23 protein-coding genes are annotated in these 20,914 nt (G+C 49.7%); 18 read left to right on the forward strand and 5 right to left on the reverse strand.

Annotation, left to right across the window (positions count from 1 at the left end; genetic code table 11):
• Both KKH67_11600 and KKH67_11605 read right to left on the reverse strand, forming a co-directional pair.
• On the reverse strand, positions 1–967 hold a 967-nt coding region (locus KKH67_11600; GenBank protein ID MBU1319824.1), incomplete at its 3' end, for a PD-(D/E)XK nuclease family protein.
• A gap of 149 nt (positions 968–1,116) precedes the next feature.
• Positions 1,117–1,779 carry a CPBP family intramembrane metalloprotease gene (locus KKH67_11605; GenBank protein MBU1319825.1) on the reverse strand — a complete coding sequence of 221 codons (663 nt, stop codon included), beginning with the start codon at positions 1,777–1,779 and terminating at the stop codon, positions 1,117–1,119.
• 153 nt (positions 1,780–1,932) lie between these two features.
• On the opposite strand from KKH67_11605, the gene KKH67_11610 reads away from it, so the two are divergent.
• From KKH67_11610 to KKH67_11645, 8 genes are all read left to right on the forward strand, one after another.
• Positions 1,933–2,718, forward strand: a complete 786-nt coding sequence (locus KKH67_11610; GenBank protein MBU1319826.1) for a radical SAM protein — start codon at positions 1,933–1,935, stop codon at positions 2,716–2,718.
• Between the two features lie 106 nt (positions 2,719–2,824).
• Positions 2,825–3,322 carry a sigma-70 family RNA polymerase sigma factor gene (locus tag KKH67_11615; protein ID MBU1319827.1) on the forward strand — a complete coding sequence of 166 codons (498 nt, stop codon included), beginning with the start codon at positions 2,825–2,827 and terminating at the stop codon, positions 3,320–3,322.
• Position 3,323: 1 nt separating this feature from the next.
• On the forward strand, positions 3,324–3,572 hold the full coding sequence (locus KKH67_11620) for a hypothetical protein (protein ID MBU1319828.1): 249 nt from the start codon (positions 3,324–3,326) through the stop codon (positions 3,570–3,572).
• A gap of 52 nt (positions 3,573–3,624) precedes the next feature.
• Entirely contained in the window at positions 3,625–5,001 is a 1,377-nt protein-coding gene (locus tag KKH67_11625) for a sigma-54 dependent transcriptional regulator (GenBank protein MBU1319829.1), read from the forward strand.
• A gap of 79 nt (positions 5,002–5,080) precedes the next feature.
• Positions 5,081–5,446, forward strand: a complete 366-nt coding sequence (locus tag KKH67_11630) for a VOC family protein (GenBank protein MBU1319830.1) — start codon at positions 5,081–5,083, stop codon at positions 5,444–5,446.
• A gap of 63 nt (positions 5,447–5,509) precedes the next feature.
• Positions 5,510–5,962 carry a hypothetical protein gene (locus tag KKH67_11635; protein MBU1319831.1) on the forward strand — a complete coding sequence of 151 codons (453 nt, stop codon included), beginning with the start codon at positions 5,510–5,512 and terminating at the stop codon, positions 5,960–5,962.
• Positions 5,963–5,975: 13 nt separating this feature from the next.
• On the forward strand, positions 5,976–6,515 hold the full coding sequence (locus KKH67_11640; protein MBU1319832.1) for a hypothetical protein: 540 nt from the start codon (positions 5,976–5,978) through the stop codon (positions 6,513–6,515).
• Positions 6,516–6,526: 11 nt separating this feature from the next.
• Positions 6,527–7,324, forward strand: coding sequence for a class I SAM-dependent methyltransferase (locus KKH67_11645; protein MBU1319833.1), 798 nt, complete (start codon positions 6,527–6,529; stop codon positions 7,322–7,324).
• A gap of 234 nt (positions 7,325–7,558) precedes the next feature.
• Here KKH67_11645 and KKH67_11650 read toward each other — a convergent pair whose 3' ends face one another.
• The gene (locus KKH67_11650) at positions 7,559–8,455 is read right to left on the reverse strand and encodes a hypothetical protein (GenBank protein ID MBU1319834.1); all 897 of its coding nucleotides are present in this window, start codon (positions 8,453–8,455) and stop codon (positions 7,559–7,561) included.
• The gene (locus tag KKH67_11655; protein ID MBU1319835.1) at positions 8,452–8,955 is read right to left on the reverse strand and encodes a TIR domain-containing protein; all 504 of its coding nucleotides are present in this window, start codon (positions 8,953–8,955) and stop codon (positions 8,452–8,454) included. The genes KKH67_11650 and KKH67_11655 overlap by 4 nt, the downstream gene beginning before the upstream one ends.
• 563 nt (positions 8,956–9,518) lie before the next feature.
• Here KKH67_11655 and KKH67_11660 point away from each other — a divergent pair.
• The 10 genes from KKH67_11660 to KKH67_11705 all read left to right on the forward strand — a co-directional run bounded on the left by KKH67_11660 (position 9,519) and on the right by KKH67_11705 (position 19,971).
• A complete protein-coding gene (locus KKH67_11660; GenBank protein MBU1319836.1) occupies positions 9,519–10,436 on the forward strand; it encodes a hypothetical protein in 918 nt (305 codons plus the stop codon).
• An 18-nt stretch (positions 10,437–10,454) separates the two neighbouring features.
• The gene (locus tag KKH67_11665) at positions 10,455–12,008 is read left to right on the forward strand and encodes a DUF4384 domain-containing protein (GenBank protein ID MBU1319837.1); all 1,554 of its coding nucleotides are present in this window, start codon (positions 10,455–10,457) and stop codon (positions 12,006–12,008) included.
• Positions 12,009–12,116: 108 nt separating this feature from the next.
• The gene (locus tag KKH67_11670; protein MBU1319838.1) at positions 12,117–12,494 is read left to right on the forward strand and encodes a hypothetical protein; all 378 of its coding nucleotides are present in this window, start codon (positions 12,117–12,119) and stop codon (positions 12,492–12,494) included.
• Between the two features lie 150 nt (positions 12,495–12,644).
• Positions 12,645–13,682: a heat-inducible transcriptional repressor HrcA gene (gene hrcA, locus KKH67_11675; protein ID MBU1319839.1), complete on the forward strand. Its 1,038-nt coding sequence runs from the start codon at positions 12,645–12,647 to the stop codon at positions 13,680–13,682.
• Between the two features lie 10 nt (positions 13,683–13,692).
• Positions 13,693–14,310: a nucleotide exchange factor GrpE gene (gene grpE / locus KKH67_11680; GenBank protein MBU1319840.1), complete on the forward strand. Its 618-nt coding sequence runs from the start codon at positions 13,693–13,695 to the stop codon at positions 14,308–14,310.
• A gap of 46 nt (positions 14,311–14,356) precedes the next feature.
• Entirely contained in the window at positions 14,357–16,279 is a 1,923-nt protein-coding gene (gene dnaK, locus KKH67_11685) for a molecular chaperone DnaK (GenBank protein ID MBU1319841.1), read from the forward strand.
• A gap of 30 nt (positions 16,280–16,309) precedes the next feature.
• On the forward strand, positions 16,310–17,479 hold the full coding sequence (gene dnaJ, locus KKH67_11690; protein ID MBU1319842.1) for a molecular chaperone DnaJ: 1,170 nt from the start codon (positions 16,310–16,312) through the stop codon (positions 17,477–17,479).
• The gene (locus KKH67_11695; protein MBU1319843.1) at positions 17,480–18,385 is read left to right on the forward strand and encodes a 50S ribosomal protein L11 methyltransferase; all 906 of its coding nucleotides are present in this window, start codon (positions 17,480–17,482) and stop codon (positions 18,383–18,385) included. It abuts the gene before it with no gap.
• The gene (locus tag KKH67_11700; GenBank protein ID MBU1319844.1) at positions 18,382–19,122 is read left to right on the forward strand and encodes a 16S rRNA (uracil(1498)-N(3))-methyltransferase; all 741 of its coding nucleotides are present in this window, start codon (positions 18,382–18,384) and stop codon (positions 19,120–19,122) included. Before KKH67_11695 ends, KKH67_11700 begins: the two co-directional genes overlap by 4 nt.
• 48 nt (positions 19,123–19,170) lie before the next feature.
• Positions 19,171–19,971, forward strand: a complete 801-nt coding sequence (locus KKH67_11705) for a prepilin peptidase (GenBank protein ID MBU1319845.1) — start codon at positions 19,171–19,173, stop codon at positions 19,969–19,971.
• Positions 19,972–19,991: 20 nt separating this feature from the next.
• Here the strand turns inward: KKH67_11705 and KKH67_11710 are convergent, their stop codons facing one another.
• Positions 19,992–20,789, reverse strand: a complete 798-nt coding sequence (locus tag KKH67_11710) for a TatD family hydrolase (protein MBU1319846.1) — start codon at positions 20,787–20,789, stop codon at positions 19,992–19,994.
• Positions 20,790–20,914: the final 125 nt, after the last annotated feature.

Here is a 20,914-nt window from a genome sequence, read left to right on the forward strand (position 1 = left end):
CCTGGCAAACACAGCGAAATGAAATAGAGGCAAAGGTAGATTGGCGCTTCACCAATGAAGATGCCAGGATTAAACTAAAGAGATTGTATCCTACATTATGTGGTTGACGGGACACTAGCTTCGGGACGAAGTCGATGCTCCTGGGGACAAACCTTATGAACACCTTGCTGCAGTCGTCCAGTTCAAGTTCGCTGTCTGCTTCGATTATGTCTACCAGGCAGTTCTTTACAGCCAGCAATTCATCCTCTCTATTATTGAATAGGACATCGAGAGCTTGTCGGTGGCCTCTGTATATCTTCCTACAAATTTCTTGAATTTCACTATCGTCCATTATCTCCCTCCGTAACATACTTGCATAGTGTTCGATAAACGTAGAAACATCGTTGGCCATTGAAGCTTTCTTCCTCTTGAGTAGAGCCTCTACCAGGTACGTCACATCACGATAGCTAACTACTCGATAATCAGACTCTGTTGGCTCTTCGCCCTCAATTGTGAGATAAATGTAGAGCCGCTTATAGTCATTGTAGCTACGTTCAACAATACTCTTGTATCTCGACAGTTGGTGATGGTGCTCTCCGGAATAGACTTTATTTTCGATGACACAGACGAATTTATTTGACTCGCTCAGAACGAGAATATCAATACGGTTCCATTCACGTCGAATCTCGGCATCGCGTAGATCCCAGCAGTCGATGTCGAAGAGAGAGAGACCGTCGGTCAGTATACTATCTTGATCTGACAGTGCGTTCTTCAGCAAGTTCTTTATGAAATAGTCACCCAAGCCATGGGTCTCAAATGGGTCCATAAGCCAGGCGAGAAAGTTTGAGTGTCGGATTTCATTGCCCGCGAGTTTCAACGACGTGAAGATATTGAATTTGCCAATGGAATCTTCCAACTCCTCCAACTCCGGATTGTTGTAAGCAAAGTTGCTGAGAGCCTTCAGATCGTCAGTTTCGGGTTGTTCCATATTGTAACCTCGGATTTAGGATCTGTGATGCCCCGAATTAGTATCTATCTGTGAATGCACCAGAACGATAATGAAATCTCTCTGATGCGTCAATTCAAAAATGCTTCAACAGTGCTTTCGTGTTGTCGCGTCGCGGGATATCATTTCAGCTACACACCCTCAAAACGCTTAAGCAACTCAACCGTGAATATTGGCGTGAAATCCTGCAAAAAGTGCGCTACAATGCCGGGCCAGATCGAACCTGTCTTGAAGAACACGAACGCAAACATAAGGCCGTAGACAAAGATCACAATCACGCCACCAAGACCCTGGTACATATGCCCCACCGCAAATCCAATTGAGACAATTAACACCGAGGTCAATCTGTTCTTCGAAATCGCCTCAAGTCGTGTCAGCGCGAATCCTCTGAAAGCCGCTTCCTCCGCAAACGCGACAACGAGCGAAAGGACTGTCCACACTACCTTGTGGAATGTAGTTGTCGGGAGAAGCGGAGTAGGGTCGTGAAACTCACCGAGGCCGATGTAATCTACCGCCAGAGCGACGAGACTCAGAATCATACTGGCCGCCACGAAAAATGCTAAGCCGATGAAGAGTTTGTCGAGTGAGAACTTGCCAAATCCGAGCGATTGGAATCCCCCTCCGTCATGCCTGGTTGTGACAATAATCAGCAGAAACATGAACAACTGCAGCGCGATAGTGGGGAGATACATTTGCACAACCGGATCGGTCAATTCATCGGCAATATTCTCGGGAACTCCCGACATCATCAGTGCAGACCCAATCGGCCAAAGAACCAGGAGCACGATCAGCAAAAGCTTGCTCAGACGCCCGGGTTCGTTATTTGCCAGGGACTCCATGCTCGGACGATAGCCTTTGCGGCCGATTAACTCAAGATTTATGTTGTAAACTCTGTGATATTCTGGTTAATTTAATTCAAGAAATATAATCGGATCGAGGGACAGACAATGAATATCGATCGCGACTATCTTCCCCTGCAGAGCGGCATCATATATGGTCCTGTGGCATCACGCAGACTCGGACCTTCGCTTGGAATAAATCTTCTGCCTTTTGACTACAAGCTCTGCACATACAATTGTGTCTACTGCCAATACGGCCCGACAAAACTCTGCGGCTACACCAGCGTACCGCGCAACAGCGAGCGACTTCCGTCACCAACTGATGTGGAGGAGTCTCTCCGCTCCGTTCTTGAGCTTTACCCCGATGTCAACTACATCACATTCTCAGGGAATGGTGAAGCGACGCTACATCCTAAGTTTGCCAACATCGTTGACCGTGTGATGATGGTGCGTGACAAACTTTCTCCTCGTGCAAAAGTCGCGATTCTCTCCAACTCCGGCAGCATCGCTGACCCGGGGATTCGTCAGGCTCTGATGCAACTCGATCGCCCAATCATGAAGCTTGATGCAGGCACCAGCAGGATATTCCAACATGTCAATCAACCGCATCCGGAGATCAGGTTCGATGATGTCACAAAGGCACTGATTGATTTTGAGCACCCGAACTTGACTATCCAGTCGATATTCTTTTCTGGCAAACCAGACAACATCTCTGATGAAAGCATGAAGGCCTGGGCCGAAATGATCGGGAAAATCAGGCCGCACGAGGTTCAGATGTACACTGTGCAGCGGCCACCGGCAGAATCGGGCGTTTATACTGTCGCGGAATCAATCCTGAGCAAGATGGCCGAGAAAGCTGAGATGATTTCCGGAGTTCCGATAAGAGTCTACTGATTCTCCAACAATCGTATCATATTCGTGTCATTTCCCTAAGTCAACCGCGCGTGATTCCCTTCTGATCGCTCATGTGGCATGTTGCCCCTGAAAAAGGAGGATATACATGCCGGAAAAACTCGTATTTCTTAATTGGATCTATGACGTAGGGCGGATCAGTCTGTTCTCGCCCAAGAAACAATCGCGACTGCAGAAAGAAATCATCGAAAAAGTGAGAGATGCTGTCGACAATCTCCCATCCATGGAAAAGGAGTTTGTGCAATTGTACTGGTTTGAAGGGAAGTCGATGGCTGAACTCTCTGAGCTCTTTGGAAAGAAGCCATACAAACTGGAGAGTCTGAATAAACGGATACTTCAAAAACTGAAACGAAGGCTCTCCGAATATGTAACACGCCAGTTCGATCTGACAAATGACACAATACCGGCATGCATCATATGCGATCATCCTCGCAGAATTGAAATCGACAATCTGCTTCTTTCCAAGGGTCAGGAAGAGACATTCAGACCGATTTACAGGAAACTGAAAGACGAGTTCGGCCTGACAATCTCCACACCCCAGATATTGATCGGTCACATCAGATATCATCTTCAAAAGGAGGATTAGGATGCCGGATGAACTGAAAAAACTCCGGGGCGACCATTGCCTCAACATCTTCGTCTCGTACGAATTGAAAAAGCGAATTATCGATCTTGCAGATCGCTACGACAGGACCATGGCCGATATGGTCAGGGCGCTGATCAAAGTCGGCCTGCCGGTCATGGAGGGAATCTCGAAGGCTGAAGAGGAGATGCTGAGCGAATATGTACGATTGTTCAGAAAGATGCGAAAAATGCGTGAGTTGAAAGACGTGTGATGTGTCCCAATTTTAGCTTGCGTTGCGCGGCTCACTCGGCTATCCTGTTGCTATGCAAAAACTGAGATTACTCATCGTCGATGATGAAGAGAAGCAACGAAGCATGCTATCCGGCTTCCTCACTAAAAAGGGATATGTCTGCTCTACAGCCGGGTCCGCCGAGGATGCGCTCAAGATGTACGAAAAGGGTGGATTCGAAATCGCGCTTCTCGACATGAAGATGCCGGGCGAGGACGGGCTCTCGCTCATGAAGAAATTGAAGAGTCTCGACCCGCAGCTTCAACCGATCATGGTGACCGCCTATGGAACCGTGGAGACGGCAGTCGATGCCATGCAGTCAGGAGCATTTCACTACATCTCGAAACCTATTGATCTCGATGAACTCCTCGTGTTGATACAGAAAGCGGGGGAGAGGCACCATCTTCTCAGAGAGAACCTCTATCTCCAGTCTGAACTGGAACGAGTCAGCCCCGACGCTCGAATAATCGGCGAGAGCAGGGCGATTCAGGAAGTGATATCGACCATCAGCCGGGTAGCGCCGTCTGACGCAACCGTACTGGTAACGGGGGATTCGGGCACCGGCAAGGAACTGGCTGCACGAGCATTGCACAATTTGTCTTCACGAAAATCGAACCGGTTTGTTGCAGTGTCATGTGCAGCGCTTCCCGAGACGTTACTCGAATCGGAGCTGTTCGGTCATGTCAAAGGTGCATTCACCGGCGCAACGATGTCGAAGATCGGTCGTTTCGAATTGGCTGACGGTGGCACTCTGTTTCTCGATGAGATCGGCGATCTGTCGCCCGACATTCAGGTGAAGCTACTGCGTGTCCTCGAAACGATGGAGTTCGAGAAACTCGGATCGTCGAAATCGATCAAAGTCGATGTCAGAATTATTGCAGCGACCAATCGAGACCTCGAGCAGAGAATCGCGCAGGGCGCGTTCCGCGATGACCTTTTCTATCGCCTGAACGTGATAAACATACACATGCCGCTATTGCGAGATCGTCGGGAGGATATTCTTATTCTGGTTGACCATCTGATCGCGAGAAACGGCAAGAAGCTTAACAAGCGAATCGAAGGACTCACGCCGGAAGCGAAGGACATACTGATGTCTTATTCGTGGCCCGGAAATGTTCGAGAACTAATCAACGTAATCGAGCGGGCATCCGTACTCTGCAGGGGCAATGTACTCGACACGGTTGATTTCAGCGCTATCTCTTCATCTGAACAAAGTCCGATCAGCACGGATCAGTTCTTCACAGACTCCGACGTTCCGCCGCTCAAGGACATCGAGAAGAAGCACATACTTCACGTGCTGGAATACACTGACTGGAATTTCGCCAGAACCGCGGATCTTCTGGGCATACACAGGAACACGTTGCGACTTAAGATAAAGGAGTACGGGATACTTAAGAACGACGATGAATAAGTCATCCAACTGCCCGTACTCTGGAGAGTTGTTTCTTAGCATAAAGAAGGGTCAATTCGGATAAACGGGAGACTGACTTATGAGCGAAGGGAATCGCTGCCAGTTCACCGACACTATGATTCATGTGGCCGAACTCGATAGTGCCGCGAGATTCTGGACGAGTGCAATGGGCATGATCGAGGTCGAGCGAAGCGACACCGGGATCATTCTCGAAGATCCCGACTCGAAGCAGCGCATTACGCTTGTTAGTTCCGAGTTTGAGACGAACTATGCTCTCGCTTTGGCAACATCGAATATGAAAGCCACGCTCGATTTGCTCAGAGCTAGAGGTGCTAACGTACCCGAACCGGTGAAGGCAGATTCAGGCCTTGAGTATGCACTCTGCAAGGACCCATTCGGAATACCGATCATGGTGTATGTCACCGAATCGGCAACAGAAGACTAGCCGATCCGAGAAGATTCGTTGATTAGCTATGAGCTTACGAAGAAGGAAGGAGGAATGGCCGGCATGAGAACTGTACAGAGAACCGCTTTCCTGATAGTATGCATCTTTGCATGCCTCTGGCAAACAAGTTGCGACGACTACAACATTGTCGAGCCACGATTCTATGAGGGGGACGATGTAGCGAGTCTTCCCAATTGCGAAGTGACAGAGATCGATGAGAGTCCCTTACTGTTAGGGATCGTACCGCACACGTTTGCAGCGGGAGCATGCTGGGTCGAGACTCCGGAAATCGGGAAGGTAATAATCGTACGGTTCGATCTTCCGATCCAGGCTGAGGTTAATATCGGCCTGTTCAACAGCGCCGGCATTCTAGTTACGGCTATAGCTAAAGGCACCTACGAAGGTGGCACTCATTATGACTACATTGAGAATGCAGACACGCTGGAGAGGGGCGTATATGCGATTTCATTTTCTGCAAATGATTTCAAAGATGCCATCTGGTTTGAGATAGATTGAGGAGGATCAGAAAATGAGAATGTTCTGCATATTAACCATAGCATGCTCGCTTCTGATGGCCGCCTCATCCGATGCTGAGGCAGTGCTCAGGAATTCGGTGGTATCTTCGCTCGGTATCCCGCGAGGAGCGATGGATTATAGCATAAACGCAGCTTGGAGACTCACTATTGATCTTCCTTCAACTGTGAAACCTGAAGCGAGATTGGGAGGGTCGTTCTCAACGAAGAGCAGCAGTGGATCGAGCGCCGGTATGATAGTGACATCGGTATATGTTCTCGGCAGAATATCGTTTCTCGACCAGAATCCGAAGATTTCACCTTACATCGCAGCAGGCCCGGGGCTTCATTTCATGTATTCGTTTTCGTCTGCAAGCGGAGACGCGGTGGAGCTCTTCGATTCCGGCAACTCGATGACTCTGCTCAAAGCCCATGCGTTTTTCGGAATCGATTTTGCATTGACGGAGGAGCTTTTCCTCACCGCAGAGGGACGACTGACTTTGCCCAGTGATATCGTAATCGACAGCGGATATCTTGGGCTAGGGCTAAGACTGTAAGGGTTTGCTCCATGGATACCAACGGTGGCTATACAGAATTCCCCTTTGTCTCTGAATTCTATGACAGTGTATACGACCAGCTCAACAGGGGAGACATTGAGTTTTTCGTTGATATGGCGAAGGAGGTCGGCGGCCCGGTGCTCGAAGTCGCTTGCGGAACAGGCAGAGTGCTCATTCCGACAGCAAAGGCTGGTATCGATATTGTCGGAACGGATCTCTCGGAGAAAATGCTTGACAGATGTCGCGAGAAGCTCTCAGCGGAGTCTGCGGAAGTGCAGGGCAGAGTCGAACTGATCCACGCCGACATGCGCGATTTTAACCTTTGCCGCAAATTCAAGCTTGTCACAATTCCGTTCAGACCATTTCAACACCTGACTACAGTGGAGGATCAGTTCTCCTGCCTCAAAGCCATACATCGCCATCTTGATGATGACGGGAAATTCACCCTCGATGTATTCAATCCGAGCATACTAATGTTAGCGAGGGAAAATCGCACCGAAGAGCTTGGAGATGAACCGGAGTTCGAAATGCCTGACGGGCGCAAGGTGGTCAGGAGATATCGCAATCCAGAGATCGACTTCGCAAATCAAATCGCGCACGGTGAGTTGATCTACTACGTCACTCATCCCGACGGCAGAACTGAACGTCTCGTCCACAGCTTCCCGATGCGCTACCTATTCCGCTATGAAGCGGAGCATCTGCTGGTGCGCTGCGGTTACGAGGTTGAAGATGTATTCTCCGATTTCAAGAAATCTCCTTATGGAGAGAATTATCCCCGCGAGATAATTATGGTCGCAAGAAAGAGTTAGAGCAGTCTGGTAGATCGAAACTCTTGTGGTTTCGACGTCGATGGTACTGCATCTTAGCAGATGTGGGAGAGTAGAACGCAGCCGGGTCAAATTAGAAAGCCCACTTCAAATGGAGCGGGCTTTTGCTTTGTTGGACGATCTTGTAGGGCAGCGATCCGGAGTCACGCATCGCGTGACGGAGTGATCCTGCCTACTTCCTAAATGGCAGGTCTCCGGAAGACTTGCCCTGCTTGGCTAGTTGTCCAAGTGTGCAACAGATGACCCTGATACTTCCTCGCCTTCGGGTTTGGTGGCCAATGTAACCTTTCGATAATGTTTACAGGAATACTCCAGATACTCATCAATCTCATCAAGATCAATGTTGCCTTTCTTCAGATCACTTGGGAGTATGCTGATTATTAGTTTGTCGCATATACTTAGCCTCTTTGATGCTTCAATGTAGCTGTGAATTATCTCTTTCACGATAGTCGATCTGGTTAGATCATGAATCCGCCCGTGGTTTGTGCCGATAAGAGGAATAGTAACCGCGGCATCACGGCCTGATTCCAAAGCTATGTACTCCCACAACTTTGATATGCTTAGCAAGACATCATCAACTGTTGACTCAACTCGATTGTTTGTTTTCTTTTTTGAACTTGCAAGCAAGTAGAACTTCTTGTTTCTTTGTTCGACCTCAATCGTCGTGCCAATATCGTGGGCTCTTGTGCAATCAGTCTTCTTGCTTATGTCATTAGCCAGATGAGCCTCTTTGTCAGAGTAATACACCGCTATCATCTTGCTTAGCAAGCTACGTGCCTTCATAACGTTCCCACCCATACAGACATCAAAGCAGTTGTTGACGGGAATGACAAGTGTACCGGCGTTATCAAAGGCATCGCCAACCCTAACCTCTACAATATTATCCTTATCTCTAAGTTGATATGTGAAAGAGGTCTTGGGTCTGTTTTTCGCTAGTGCTATTATTACTATGACTACAGACGCGATCAGGAAGAACGCGACACTCTTAGCGAGAGAATCCGTCTTGCCATCGGTAGAATAACTGGCTATTTCGACAACCAACCAGAATAGACCAACGCCGGTGACGAAGTCACTCAGAATCGATTTGCGATTACGAAACCACCTGCGCATCATAGCCCCAGACTCTGATAGACTGAGTCATTATAATAATATGGCCCAGATTTGTTGCTACTTCTGTATTTCGCATCCCAAGACGGCCAGTTGTTCAACGCATGTTCCACGATCTTCTGATTGAAGCTGACGTGCACAGCAAGTTCGCCTTTTACAACCGGTGGACACAACGTTGAGTCCATACTTCTACTGCCATTTAGATTCACAACTATAATTGGTATTTGCTTCATGATGGCTTGTTCGATCTCCCAACGCACGAATTTGTATAGATACTTCGTGTTACTTCCGACAAGCAAGATAAAGACCTTTGTATTATGAAGCCTTTCAGATAACTTCGCTTTTATCGTCGCTTCCGATGACCAAGGCATTAGGTTGTTCAAATCATGCGCGTCATAGAAGTTGAATGTTGTGTTATCGTTTTTCTTCCATGCTTGCATTAGCCGATAATAGTGGATGTCATTATCAGCGTCAAAAGCTACATAGGTTTTATTTGCATAAGTCATTATGACCTCGCTTTGCAACCCTTCGCTGTTCTACTCTCGGGTTCCCGCCTGTCAGCCTCGTAAGGTGGAACGTTTTCCACCATCTTAGTTCCTATATTGCCCCCAACATCAGTCACGTATATTAATATCAAACCAATCATACCACGTTCGCTGCGCTGTGTCAAGGCAAATGCCGAATCTGTTGGCGGATTGGGACGTATGCCAACCGCGAATGTCCCAAAGGTCAGAATCCTAGTGATCCTGACTATTCTCTTGTTCTGCGCGCCGAGGAAGTAGGCAGGATCACTCCGTCACGCCCTGGCGTGACTTCGGATCGCTGCTCTACCACTATTACGTGCGCGATTCGACAATCATCATATTTATGCAGCCCCAGATCAGACGCACAAATATTGTGCTCCAAGCTCCGCCGATCATCTAATTTCGAGCGCCGATACTTCGCCTGAGAACATCGTAATACTCTGTACAGCAACATATTGCGGACGCCTCCTGCCTGCAGGGCTGATTATGGCACACTGCTTGCTTTATCAGACATCGGAATGAGCAAAATAGTAGCGGAGGACAATATGAAAAACTCTAAAGATATTAAGAAAATTCTCGTAAGGATCGTTTCTGGGCTGATCCTAATGTTTTGGGGAGCGTTTTTTATTGGTTGTGAAGATTGTAATGACTGCCGGGTCGTTGCGGTCGATGATACTCCTCCAGACGCTCCCCAGGGCGTATACTCGGTGACCGGAGACAGAGCTGTTTTTCTGTATTGGCTCAGAAGCCCTGAGAGTGATGTAGATTGCTACTGGGTCTGGCGCAGCGAAGAAGCAATTGAAGGGCCGTACGAACGGCGCCAAAAAGTCAACCACCCTTCAGATCAGAATATCGGCACGATCTCTTTTGTAGACGCGCCGCTGGTCAATGGAGAGACTTATTTCTACGCTGTGACGGCGGTAGACAAGCATGGCAACGAGAGCTACGAATTATCTCGCGAAGATGTGTACGATACCCCTCGACCCGAAGGTTCCGGGGTTGTTGTGTATGACATCGGCACACAGCCGGTATTAGCGGGATTTGATTTTCGCAATGGGCAGCCAAGAGCCTGGGATGATGATCGTGCGGATATATATTTCGAGTATGATGCCGATTGGAATGCTTTTTTCGTCTGGGCAAAGACATTCGATGTGGGTTGGACCGACATCCAGGATTTTGGATTCACAGAGAGCCTCGACGAACTCGGCTGGGCACCTACTGAAGGTTGGTCGAAAGTTGGATGGCTCGAAGCGATAGATGGTCATTCATATTATATCTGGACAGCAGAAGAGAATTTCGCCAAGTTTCGCATAGATGCTTCCGATTCCCGCACCAAGAGCCTGACAATCTCGTGGGCATATCAAACAGAAGTGGGGAATCCTGAATTAGTGCCATCGAGACCGGAGCACGATCCGGCATTTGGCACCAAAGCGGCTTTTGTAAGTCTCAGTGACTCTAAGTAGAGAGGGTAGGTGTTTAGAATGAAAAAGATTACTGCGATGATGGTTGTAGCGATGATGCTCCTCGCGGCTCAGATGTTCGCGCAGGACAAGATCGCTCCCATGCCGAGACCGACCGACGATCTTGAGGTTCGAGTCTGGACTAACAAGGCCGAGGGAAAATCATTCGGGCAGGGGGAGCACATAATTGTCTATTTCCAGACGAATCGCGACAGCTATGTGACGATTTACGATCTGGATACTCGAGGCGACATAAACCTGCTCTTCCCGTTAGAGTACGATGACCCATCCTATGTCGAGGGTGGAAGAGTCTACTCTATACCCGATTACTATGATGATTATGAGCTAGTCGTCGAAGGGCCTCTCGGGCATGAGTATATACAGGCTGTGGCTTCGCTTGATCCATTCGATGTCCCGGCGTGGCCGTCGAAGTTCTTCAAGTACGATGAGTATTATCCGCTTCACGCGGACAGGGATGCTGTGGACTTTCTGAATTATGTCAATCACCGCTATTTCCCCTTCGACAACTGCGGGGCTCGGTGTGCGGTAGATTACACGCATTTCGAAGTGCGCCGCGACTGGAGTTATGACTGGGATGATTACTATGACCAGCGCGACTACTATCGCAACGATCGCTACTATTACGATCCCTGGGGATGGTGCGGCACTATCTACATCGGCTATCCGTATGGTGGCGCAGTCTATATCAACGGGATATTCTACGGTTACGCGCCACTGTTCGTCCCTCGAATTGTCGTGGGCTGGCATCACTTCCAGATATGGTATGATGGATTCTATTGGTACGACCAGCGCTTCCGTGTCTACGCTGGCGGGTGGTATGACTACGACTGTGATGATGTCAGGTATAAAGGTGATCACAATCACTACGGATTCAAACCGAAGCGGAGAGGTTCGCCGGAAGAGGTAGCTGGCCGGTTTGAGCCTGACAGACGCAAGACCGTGTTCACTAAGAAAGAAGGATACATCACGAAAGACAAGTATCTTGCTGAGCGGACAAAGACCCCTGTTCGCAGCACCGACAACAAGTATTTCAAGGGCGTCAACAAGGACATGCGCGGTACCAAAACTTACGGTTCGGATGGCAAGAAGGTGAACGTGACAAATGACGCAAAGAACAGCAAGTCATATAAGAAGAATGCTGCCTGGAATGACTACAACTCGCCCAAGGTTTCGACCGAGAAGAAGAAGTCTGACAATTCCGGAAAGGAAATCAAGTCAACCGGAGTAAACAGCAAGAAGACGAAAAAGAGCACATCTTCGTCGGACTATTCCAAGGGTAAGTCATCCGGGTCGTCCGATAAACAGCCGATCTTCAAGCCGAAGTCCTCGAATGACAAGAAGTCCTCCGGATCATCGAAGGGCAATAAGGGATCGGATAAGACGAACATTTCGACCGGGAGCTCGAAGAAGCCATCGGGAAGCTCAACATCTCCGAAATCTTCGGGTGGCTCTTCCGGATATTCGAAGCCGAGCGGCGGATCGGCACCGTCGGGTGGATCGAAGAGTTCCGGTGGAAGCCGGTCCGGTGGCGGCAAGAAGGACGGTAGACGATAACACAGGTTGCGCCCTTCGGAATGCCAAAGGGCGCAAACCGATTTTAGCTTGACGCAAGGAGTGTCGAAACCATATACTGAAAGTGTCAGCCGACAGGAGTCATGAGAAATGATCAGCATTGCTATCAAGACAGCGGCATTGGTGCTGCTAGTGTTGCTTCTGGCAGTTCCGGTATTCGCCACTCAGAAGGAGCCTTCCAAAGAGGTTCCGGTAGTGGCTCAGCCGGTAATTACGCCTAAGACTGCCGCTCCTGAGAAGCAGCAGGAAGAGCCGGAGCAGGCGGAGATCAAGCAGGAGGAGCCCGCCCAGGAAGAGTATGATGATTTCACCGACGATGACAAGAATGGCATAGACGACAAGTTTGAAGAGGCGGATAGAAAGAGAGTCAAGGTACAGGAAGTCATTGGACGGTCGAAGCCCACGGAACCTGAGCAGAAAACTGAAGTGAAAACCGAGGTGAAGAAGGCGATACCTGAGAAGAAGTAATCTCGGAAGATCATTGAGAGCCGGGTTCAACCTAAAGAGATTCAGCCTGTTAAGGTGAAATTATCCTTGACAGGTTCTTTTTTTGAGTTAATCTTAGCACTCTGTCGGCACAAGTGCTAATAACTTGTGTATATTATAGCTGAGTAGGATATGAAGAAACTGTACAGTGACATGAATGATCGTGAGAAGCAGATTCTGGCTGCTTTGATCGACCAATATGTAAAGACTGCTCAGCCGGTCGGATCACGGGTCCTTGCGAACAAGTATGGCTTGGGAATCTCTCCCGCCACGATTCGCAACACTTTGCAGGACCTTGAAGAGATCGGTTTGGTAGCACAACCACATACATCGGCCGGGCGAATTCCGACCGATCTCGGTTATCGCGTCTATGTCGACTTGCTGCTCAAACCTGTTGAGCTGACATTCAATGAACAGCAGCTGATAAAACAGAAGATCAAATCGCAGTACACGCCAATCGAGCAGATCCTTGAGCAGACATCAAGGATACTTGCGGAAATTACCGACCAGCTCGGAGTGTCGATATCGCCACAGCTCGACAAAGCGGTACTGACCCGTATGGAGATGATTCCGGTTGCCGAAAGAAAGCTGCTGATAGTCATAGCTGTCAGGTCTGGCCTGGTGAAGACAATCCTCATGGAAGTCGATTCCGATCTATCGCCGGTCATGGTGACAGAGACATCACGCCTTCTTAATGAGAAATTGACGGGGCTGACACTCGGCGAAATCAGGACCACCGTCGCCGAGCGATTCAAGGACGTGAAGCTGGGTGATCCGAAATTGATCAAGGTTTTCACGGAATCTGTGAGTGTGATGTCTGCCGGTATCGACAGAGAAAGCGTCCATGTCGATGGAGCATCAAACATAATACGACAGCCGGAGTTCAGGGATCAGAAAAATCTGGATCAGCTGTTGGGAGTAATTGAGAAGAGACAGCCGATCGCCGATGCGGTATCATCCGTCTCTCTCCAGGACGGAATCGTCGTTACCATAGGCAAGGAAGCCAATCTGGGGAACTTCGAGATGTGCAGCATGGTCACCTCGACCTACTGGGCGGGACGATCCAAAGGTACTATAGGGGTCATCGGTCCGACTCGCATGAAATACTCCAAGCTGGTTTCGATAGTTGACTATACTGCCAAATTCCTTTCGCGGCTATTGTCCGATTAGAGGGTAGACTATGAGCAAGAAACATCCTGACAAAAACACCGACTTCGATAAGGCTGATGGTGAAGAAATTGAAGTCGAGATAAAGATGCCCGAATCTGACGCTGACGGCGAGGAAGTCGACGGCGATTCGACGGCAGAGATCGAAGGGGAACAACTGACTGAGGAAGCTCCAAAGTCCCTTGAAGAACAACTGCGGCTTAAAGAAGATCAATATTTGCGACTGGCTGCCGAGTTTGACAATTTCAGAAAACGCAACGCACGACAGTTCGCACAGATTATTGAATCGTCACAGGCTGACATATACACCGAACTCCTGACCGTCCTTGACAATTTCCGCCGCGCACTCGAAGCAGACAACGGCGCTGCAGATTTTGAATCGTTCAGAAAGGGAGTCGAACTGATCTATTCCCAATTGAACGATTTCCTCAAGAAGAACAATGTCGAGCCTTTTGATTCGGTAGGCAAGAAATTCGATCCGAATGTTCATGAGGCAATGATGACAGTGCAGACGGATGATCACAAAGAGGACACAGTCGTCAAAGAGTTTGAGAAAGGGTATAAGCTCAGAGACAGGATTCTGAGGCATGCACGAGTCTCTGTAGCGAAACCTTCAGACGAAAATCAATAATAGTGAATACCCTCAATTTCAAATAGAAATCAAGGAGGATCACGTAATGGGAAAAGTGATCGGCATAGACCTCGGAACCACGAATTCATGCGTGGCCGTGATGGAAGGCGGCGATGCGGTTGTCATCCCAAACGCCGAAGGTGGACGCACGACTCCATCGGTAGTTGCATTCACAAAAGATGGGAACAGACTCGTCGGCCAGGTTGCCAAGCGTCAGGCAATCACCAACCCGGAGAATACCATATTTTCCATTAAGAGATTCATGGGACGCAAATATAGTGAGGTCGGATCGGAAGAGAAGATCGTACCCTATACGGTAGTCGCGGAGGCGAACGGTGATTGTAGAGTGAGGATCGGCGAAGATGAGTACGCTCCACCGCAGATATCTGCCATGATCTTGCAGAATCTCAAATCGACCGCTGAGGAATATCTCGGTGAGAGCGTGACCGAGGCTGTAATTACTGTCCCCGCATACTTCAACGATTCGCAGCGTCAGGCCACGAAAGACGCCGGCAAGATCGCAGGTCTCGAAGTGAAACGAATCATAAACGAGCCTACAGCGGCATCTCTCGCGTACGGTCTCGATAAGAAGAGGGATATCAAGGTAGCGGTCTTCGATCTTGGAGGCGGTACTTTTGACGTGTCGATCCTCGAACTGGGAGATGGTGTGTTTCAAGTGAAGTCGACCAACGGCGACACGCATCTCGGCGGTGACGATTTCGATCAGAAAGTCATTGACTGGCTGGCAGATGAATTCAAGCGTGATCAAGGTATCGATCTAAGGAATGACAAGATGGCCCTGCAGCGCCTGAAAGAGGCGGCAGAGAAAGCCAAGTGCGAACTCTCGACAACCATGCAGACATCGATCAACCTGCCATTTGTGACTGCCGATCAGAGCGGTCCGAAGCATCTCGATATATCCCTGACCCGCGCCAAGCTGGAACAACTCTGCGACGACCTGATCGAGCGCACTAAGCAACCCTGCTTGAACGCTCTGAAGGATGCGGGAATGACGCCGTCCGATATCCAGGAAGTGATTCTAGTCGGTGGCATGACAAGAATGCCCAAAGTCCAGGAATTGGTCAAGGAGATATTCGCACGCGATCCGCACAAGGGCGTGAATCCCGATGAAGTTGTTGCCCTCGGTGCGGCAATACAGGCGGGTGTGCTGACAGGTGACGTCAAAGATGTTTTGCTGCTGGATGTAACGCCTCTTTCACTCGGAATCGAAACACTCGGTGGAGTGATGACCCGATTGATCGAACGCAACACAACGATACCGACGAAGAAGAGCCAAATATTCTCGACAGCCGCGGACAATCAACCTGCAGTGTCGATTCACGTATTGCAGGGCGAGCGTGAAATGTCGATCGACAATCGCACGCTCGGTCGTTTTGATCTTGTGGGAATTCCACCCGCGCCGCGCGGAATGCCTCAGATCGAAGTTGCATTCGATATCGACGCGAACGGCATAGTCCATGTGTCGGCCAAGGACCTCGGCACCGGCAAGGAGCAGAAGATCAAGATCGAGTCATCTTCCGGCCTGTCAGACACGGAAGTTGATAAGATGGTCAAGGACGCTGACGCTCATTCCGAGGAGGACAAGAATAAGAAAGCTCTTGTGGAGGCGAGGAACAAGGCTGATCAGTTGATCTACACTACTGAGAAGAGTCTCAAAGAGCATGGCGACAAGTTAGGCGAAGAAGACAAAGCCAAGATCACAGAGGCAATAGAGAAACTGCAGGCTGCTCTGAAAACCGAGCAGACAGAGATTATCAATCAGAAGGCCGATGACCTCATGCAGGCGTCTCACAAGCTCGCTGAAGAGCTCTACAAACAAGCTTCAGCCGAGCAGCAGGCAGGGGCCGGTCCGGAGGATGCCGCGCAAGGTGCTCCAAAGCAGGACGAATCGGCCGGCGACGGCGCTGTTGACGCAGATTTTGAAGTAGTTGACGAAGATAAGAAGTAATAGAATGCTACGAAGGGCACAAACGAACGCATGACAACTGACCGTGATTACTACGAAATTCTTGGCATTGGGCGGGCTGCTACCGACGACGATATCAAGAGAGCCTATCGTCAGATGGCGATGAAGTATCATCCCGATCGCAACCCGGACGACGATACAGCTGAGGAGAAATTTAAGGAAGCAACCGAGGCGTACGAGGTCCTTAAAGACTCGCAGACACGTCAGGTGTATGACACCTACGGTCACGCTGGGTTGAAAGGCTCGCAGGGTGGACGGGGATTCGGTTTCGACTCATTCGGAATGGCGGACGCTTTGCGGGCATTCATGCGGGATTTCGGCAACTTCGGTAGTTTCGGAGGGCTTGATGACCTTTTCGGCTTCGGTCAGGGAGGATCGCGGGGTCCGCGCGTCTTCAAAGGCGAAGACCTGAGGCTGACGCTGAAGGTGACTCTCGAGGAAATCGCTGAGGGGGTCGAAAAGTCTCTCAAAGTGAAGGTGCATGGCAGCTGCTCCGAGTGCGGAGGCTCAGGCTCTGCCAAGGGCTCCAGCAAGTCCGTTTGTCCGCAATGCAGCGGTAGAGGAGAGGTACGCAAGGTTAGTCGTTCCATGTTCGGTCAGTTTGTACGGGTGCAGCCATGCGACTATTGCAATGGTATGGGACAGGTGATAACCACTCCCTGCAGCAAGTGCGCCGGTGATGGACGTGAAAGCGTGGACAAGAACATCAGTGTCAAGATTCCGGCGGGAGTCGCTGAAGGTAACTACATTACTCTCAGGGGATCAGGCAATGCGGGTCCTCAGGGAGGTCCCCACGGCGACCTGATTGTTTTTATCAAAGAGATCGATCACGACAAGTTCGAACGCCACGGAGATGATATAGTATTGGATGTTCCGATCAGCTTCGCGCAAGCGGCTCTCGGTTCCAAAATCGAGATTCCTACGCTGAACGGAAATACGACACTCGACATACCTTCAGGCACTCAGTCAGGAAGACTGTTCAGACTTCGAAACAAGGGTATCCGTCATTTGAGAACCGCCGGACGAGGGGACCAACTCGTTCAGGTACTTGTCTGGACCCCAACGAAGTTGGACAAGACTGCGACTCAGCTCTTCGAGAGACTCTCCTCATTGGAGGGAATTGCTCCGCCGAAATCGTCAAAGTCCTTCTTCAAACGACTCAAAGATTCACTTGGAGTTTGAGTGCTTGAAGCAAACGACATGGAACAGACTGAGGGGCACGTTGAGGTGACTCTGTGCGTTCCGAAGGACACTGAGGAGGTTGTAGCTAATTTCCTGATTGACCATATCACAGGCGGCAATGGCCTCGTACTCGAGGATGACGAAGATGATGAGGACAACGTAATAATCCGGCTGTATGTGAAATCGCATCTCACTGCAGATTCCGAAATTTCCAGGATCAAGACTTTTCTCACGAACGAGCAAATCGCAACCGCACAATCTGTAGATGGCATAATCAAATCAAAGCACATCAAAGAAATAGACTGGGTTGCGGAGTATCAGAGAAAATTCGAATCGGTCGAGATCGACGATGTCGTCATAAAATCTCATTGGTGTGAGAAAGACTATCCCGGCAAACTCGTAATTACTCTCGATCCAAAGATGGCATTCGGAACCGGACGTCATGAGACTACCAAGCTTTGTGTCAGAGCGATTGTGAAGACGGTCCGGCAGGGGAATCGCATTCTCGATCTCGGCACTGGATCAGCTATACTTGCGATACTGGCGGCAAAGCTGGGCGCTTCGGAGATTCTCGGCCTCGATATCGATCCGGGCTCTATAGAGAATGCCCTGGAGAATATTCTTCTCAACAAGGTAGCCGATCGCGTAACGGTTGTCCACGGCTCGATGGATCTTGTAGTAGAATCCAATTACTATGATATCGTCGTTTCAAACCTAATCAAAGATGGCATCATTCAACTCTTCGATGATTACATCAAGGCAGTGAAACCGGGCGGGTTGCTCATCTTGTCAGGTATACTGACCGATCAGGTCGAATCGATGTGCGACTTCTTCAGCGGTAAGGGATGTCCGGATGCTGATATTACCACCATGGGAGAATGGGCCTGTTTTGTGATAAGGGTATGACTATCAGAAAAGCTGACTTCACATACTTCCTCGTTAGCGAAGCCGATATTCATGGCGATGAGGTGACGTTTTCTGCCGATGAATCACGCCATATAACAAAGGTGTGCCGCATGAAGGCCGGTGACACTCTCTCTGCTACAGATGGCGAGGGGCGACTCCTTGAAGTGAGAATCGAATCCATAACTAAGACGGGAGTCATTGGACAAATCGTCAGGGCGACCACTCAGGAATTACCGACAAAACTATGCCATCTCGCGATGCCAATAGCTGTGAGCCAGAAAACCGACTGGGTGATCGAGAAGTGTACCGAACTCGGCGTAGACAGATTTCACATCTTCTCTTCAGAGCATTCCACAAGCAAGTCATCCGGTTCAAAGCGACTCGATAGATGCAGGAGGGTTGCGCTATCTGCCATAAAGCAGTCGATGCGAAGACATGCCCCAAACTTCGAACAGCATGAGAGCGTGGCTTCGCTGACTCGGGTATTTGCCGATTACAGTTTGGTCGCTTACGGACATTTTGACGAGGACACGGACACGCTCAGCCAGCTTCTGGCCTCGGACAAATTCGACCGCATTCTGGTGCTTGTCGGACCCGAGGCGGGCTTCACGGATGAAGAAATCCAGATTCTGAAATCTGCTGGAGCCGTGGCGGTTAGATACGGCAACCACCGTCTCAGGATGGAGACAGCCGCCATCGTCCTGCCGACCCTCGTTATCGAGTCTTTTCAGAAGTAATTGCACTCAGAAGCTTAAAAAGGATCGGAGTGTGCCGATTTTACTACTATGGATATGACTCTTTCTACCGAGTTCATTTTCGCATATGCGGTGCTGTTTCTGGCAGGCCTCGCGATCGGGAGTTTTCTGAATGTTGTGATCTACCGCCTCCCGAGAAGCAAATCGCTTCTATGGCCTCGATCTGCCTGCCCGACGTGTGGCAAGACAATTCCATTCTACCTGAATATCCCAATATTCAGTTATCTTATGCTACTTGGAAAATGCAGGTACTGCAAGACGCGCATTTCACCGCGATACTTGATTATAGAATTCATTTCCGGCGTAGTCGTTGTCGGCTACTTCGCGCACTTCGGCTTGAACTGGCAGGGATTGGCTGCAATGATTCTGACGCTGACATTGATCCCGGTATTCTTCATCGACTTTGAGCACAGAATCATTCCCGATTCGATATCGATTCCCGGCATCGTTGTTGGCTTCGGGCTTTCCCTCTTGACCGCCGAACCGGGTTGGCTCGGATCACTCATCGGAATTCTTATCGGCGGCGGTGGCCTGCTCCTGATCGGATTGCTCGGAGATTTCATCTTCAAGAAAGAGAGCCTCGGTGGGGGAGATGTGAAGCTCGCTGCGATGCTTGGGGCGTTCCTTGGCTGGGAGAAAGTGCTCTTCGTGTTTATCGGCTCAGCCGTGCTCGGGCTCATAGGTGCCGTAATTCTACTGGCAGTCTCCAAGAACGTGCGGGAGAACCACCAAATACCATTCGGACCCTTCCTGGCGGCGGCCGCGGTGATAGCCCTTCTTTTCGGCGACAAACTAATCGGTCTCTACATCAGTCATTTCCTGACTGTCTGATCGCGATCATCCTGGTAGAGTCAGGGAGTGTCATTACTCAGCTCGTCGCACACTCTGAGAAACGAATCTCTGAGAGATGGCGCATTTCTGATTAGCTGCACAAAATTGCTCTGCACCGACAACATTATCTGCTCGACGGTTGTCTCTTTCAATTCCGCGAGCTTTCCGACGACATCGAGGATCAGATGGGGCATGCCTGCAACGCCCTCAAGGGAATCGTATCCGCCCGGGTTGTCTGTTTCTGTCAGGATTTGTCCCATCGGCAGTTCGCGCACAATGGCTTGTATATGACGTGATCTCAGAAGCTCCACACCTATCGAGAAATAGACACCGAAAGACAGCATTGATCGCAACACATCGAAAGGTCCGGAATACCAGTGGACTATCACATGCCTGACTTTGTACTGCTGCAGCATATGTAGTACATCCGCCTCCGCACCTTTGGTATGAATATTGACAATCTTATTATGCTTCGCGGCAGCCCTCAAAAAGAACTCGAAAACTTCACGCTGCGCCGGATACGCTGAAACGTCACCAACGAAGAAGTAGTCGAGCCCGATTTCACCATACATTGCGCTTCGCTCAAGATAGGCCTTCAGATCATTGAGTCGGTGGGTGTACTGCGGGGCATTCCAGGGATGAACTCCGAAGGTCGGCAAGATCAATCTGCATTTCTGCGCAATTTTGAGATTGCGCTCATATGACGGGATGTCCATGGAGTTGCTGATGGTGAAGATGCGGTTAGAATTGATCTGCTCGATCGCTTCGTCCAGCGTATCATCGTATCTGTCCAGATGCGCATGTGCGTCGATCAGCATTCTGCCGCCTCATGTGTGTTGGTGGGCTCATACTCTCCTTGAATGTTAAGCTCCTTGGAACCAGAAAGCAACCAGAATGTTCAAAATATGAGCAAGCACAATCTAACGCTTGACTTCCGGAAAAG

This window comes from Candidatus Zixiibacteriota bacterium (assembly GCA_018820315.1).
Taxonomy (GTDB): domain Bacteria; phylum Zixibacteria; class MSB-5A5; order JAABVY01; family JAHJOQ01; genus JAHJOQ01.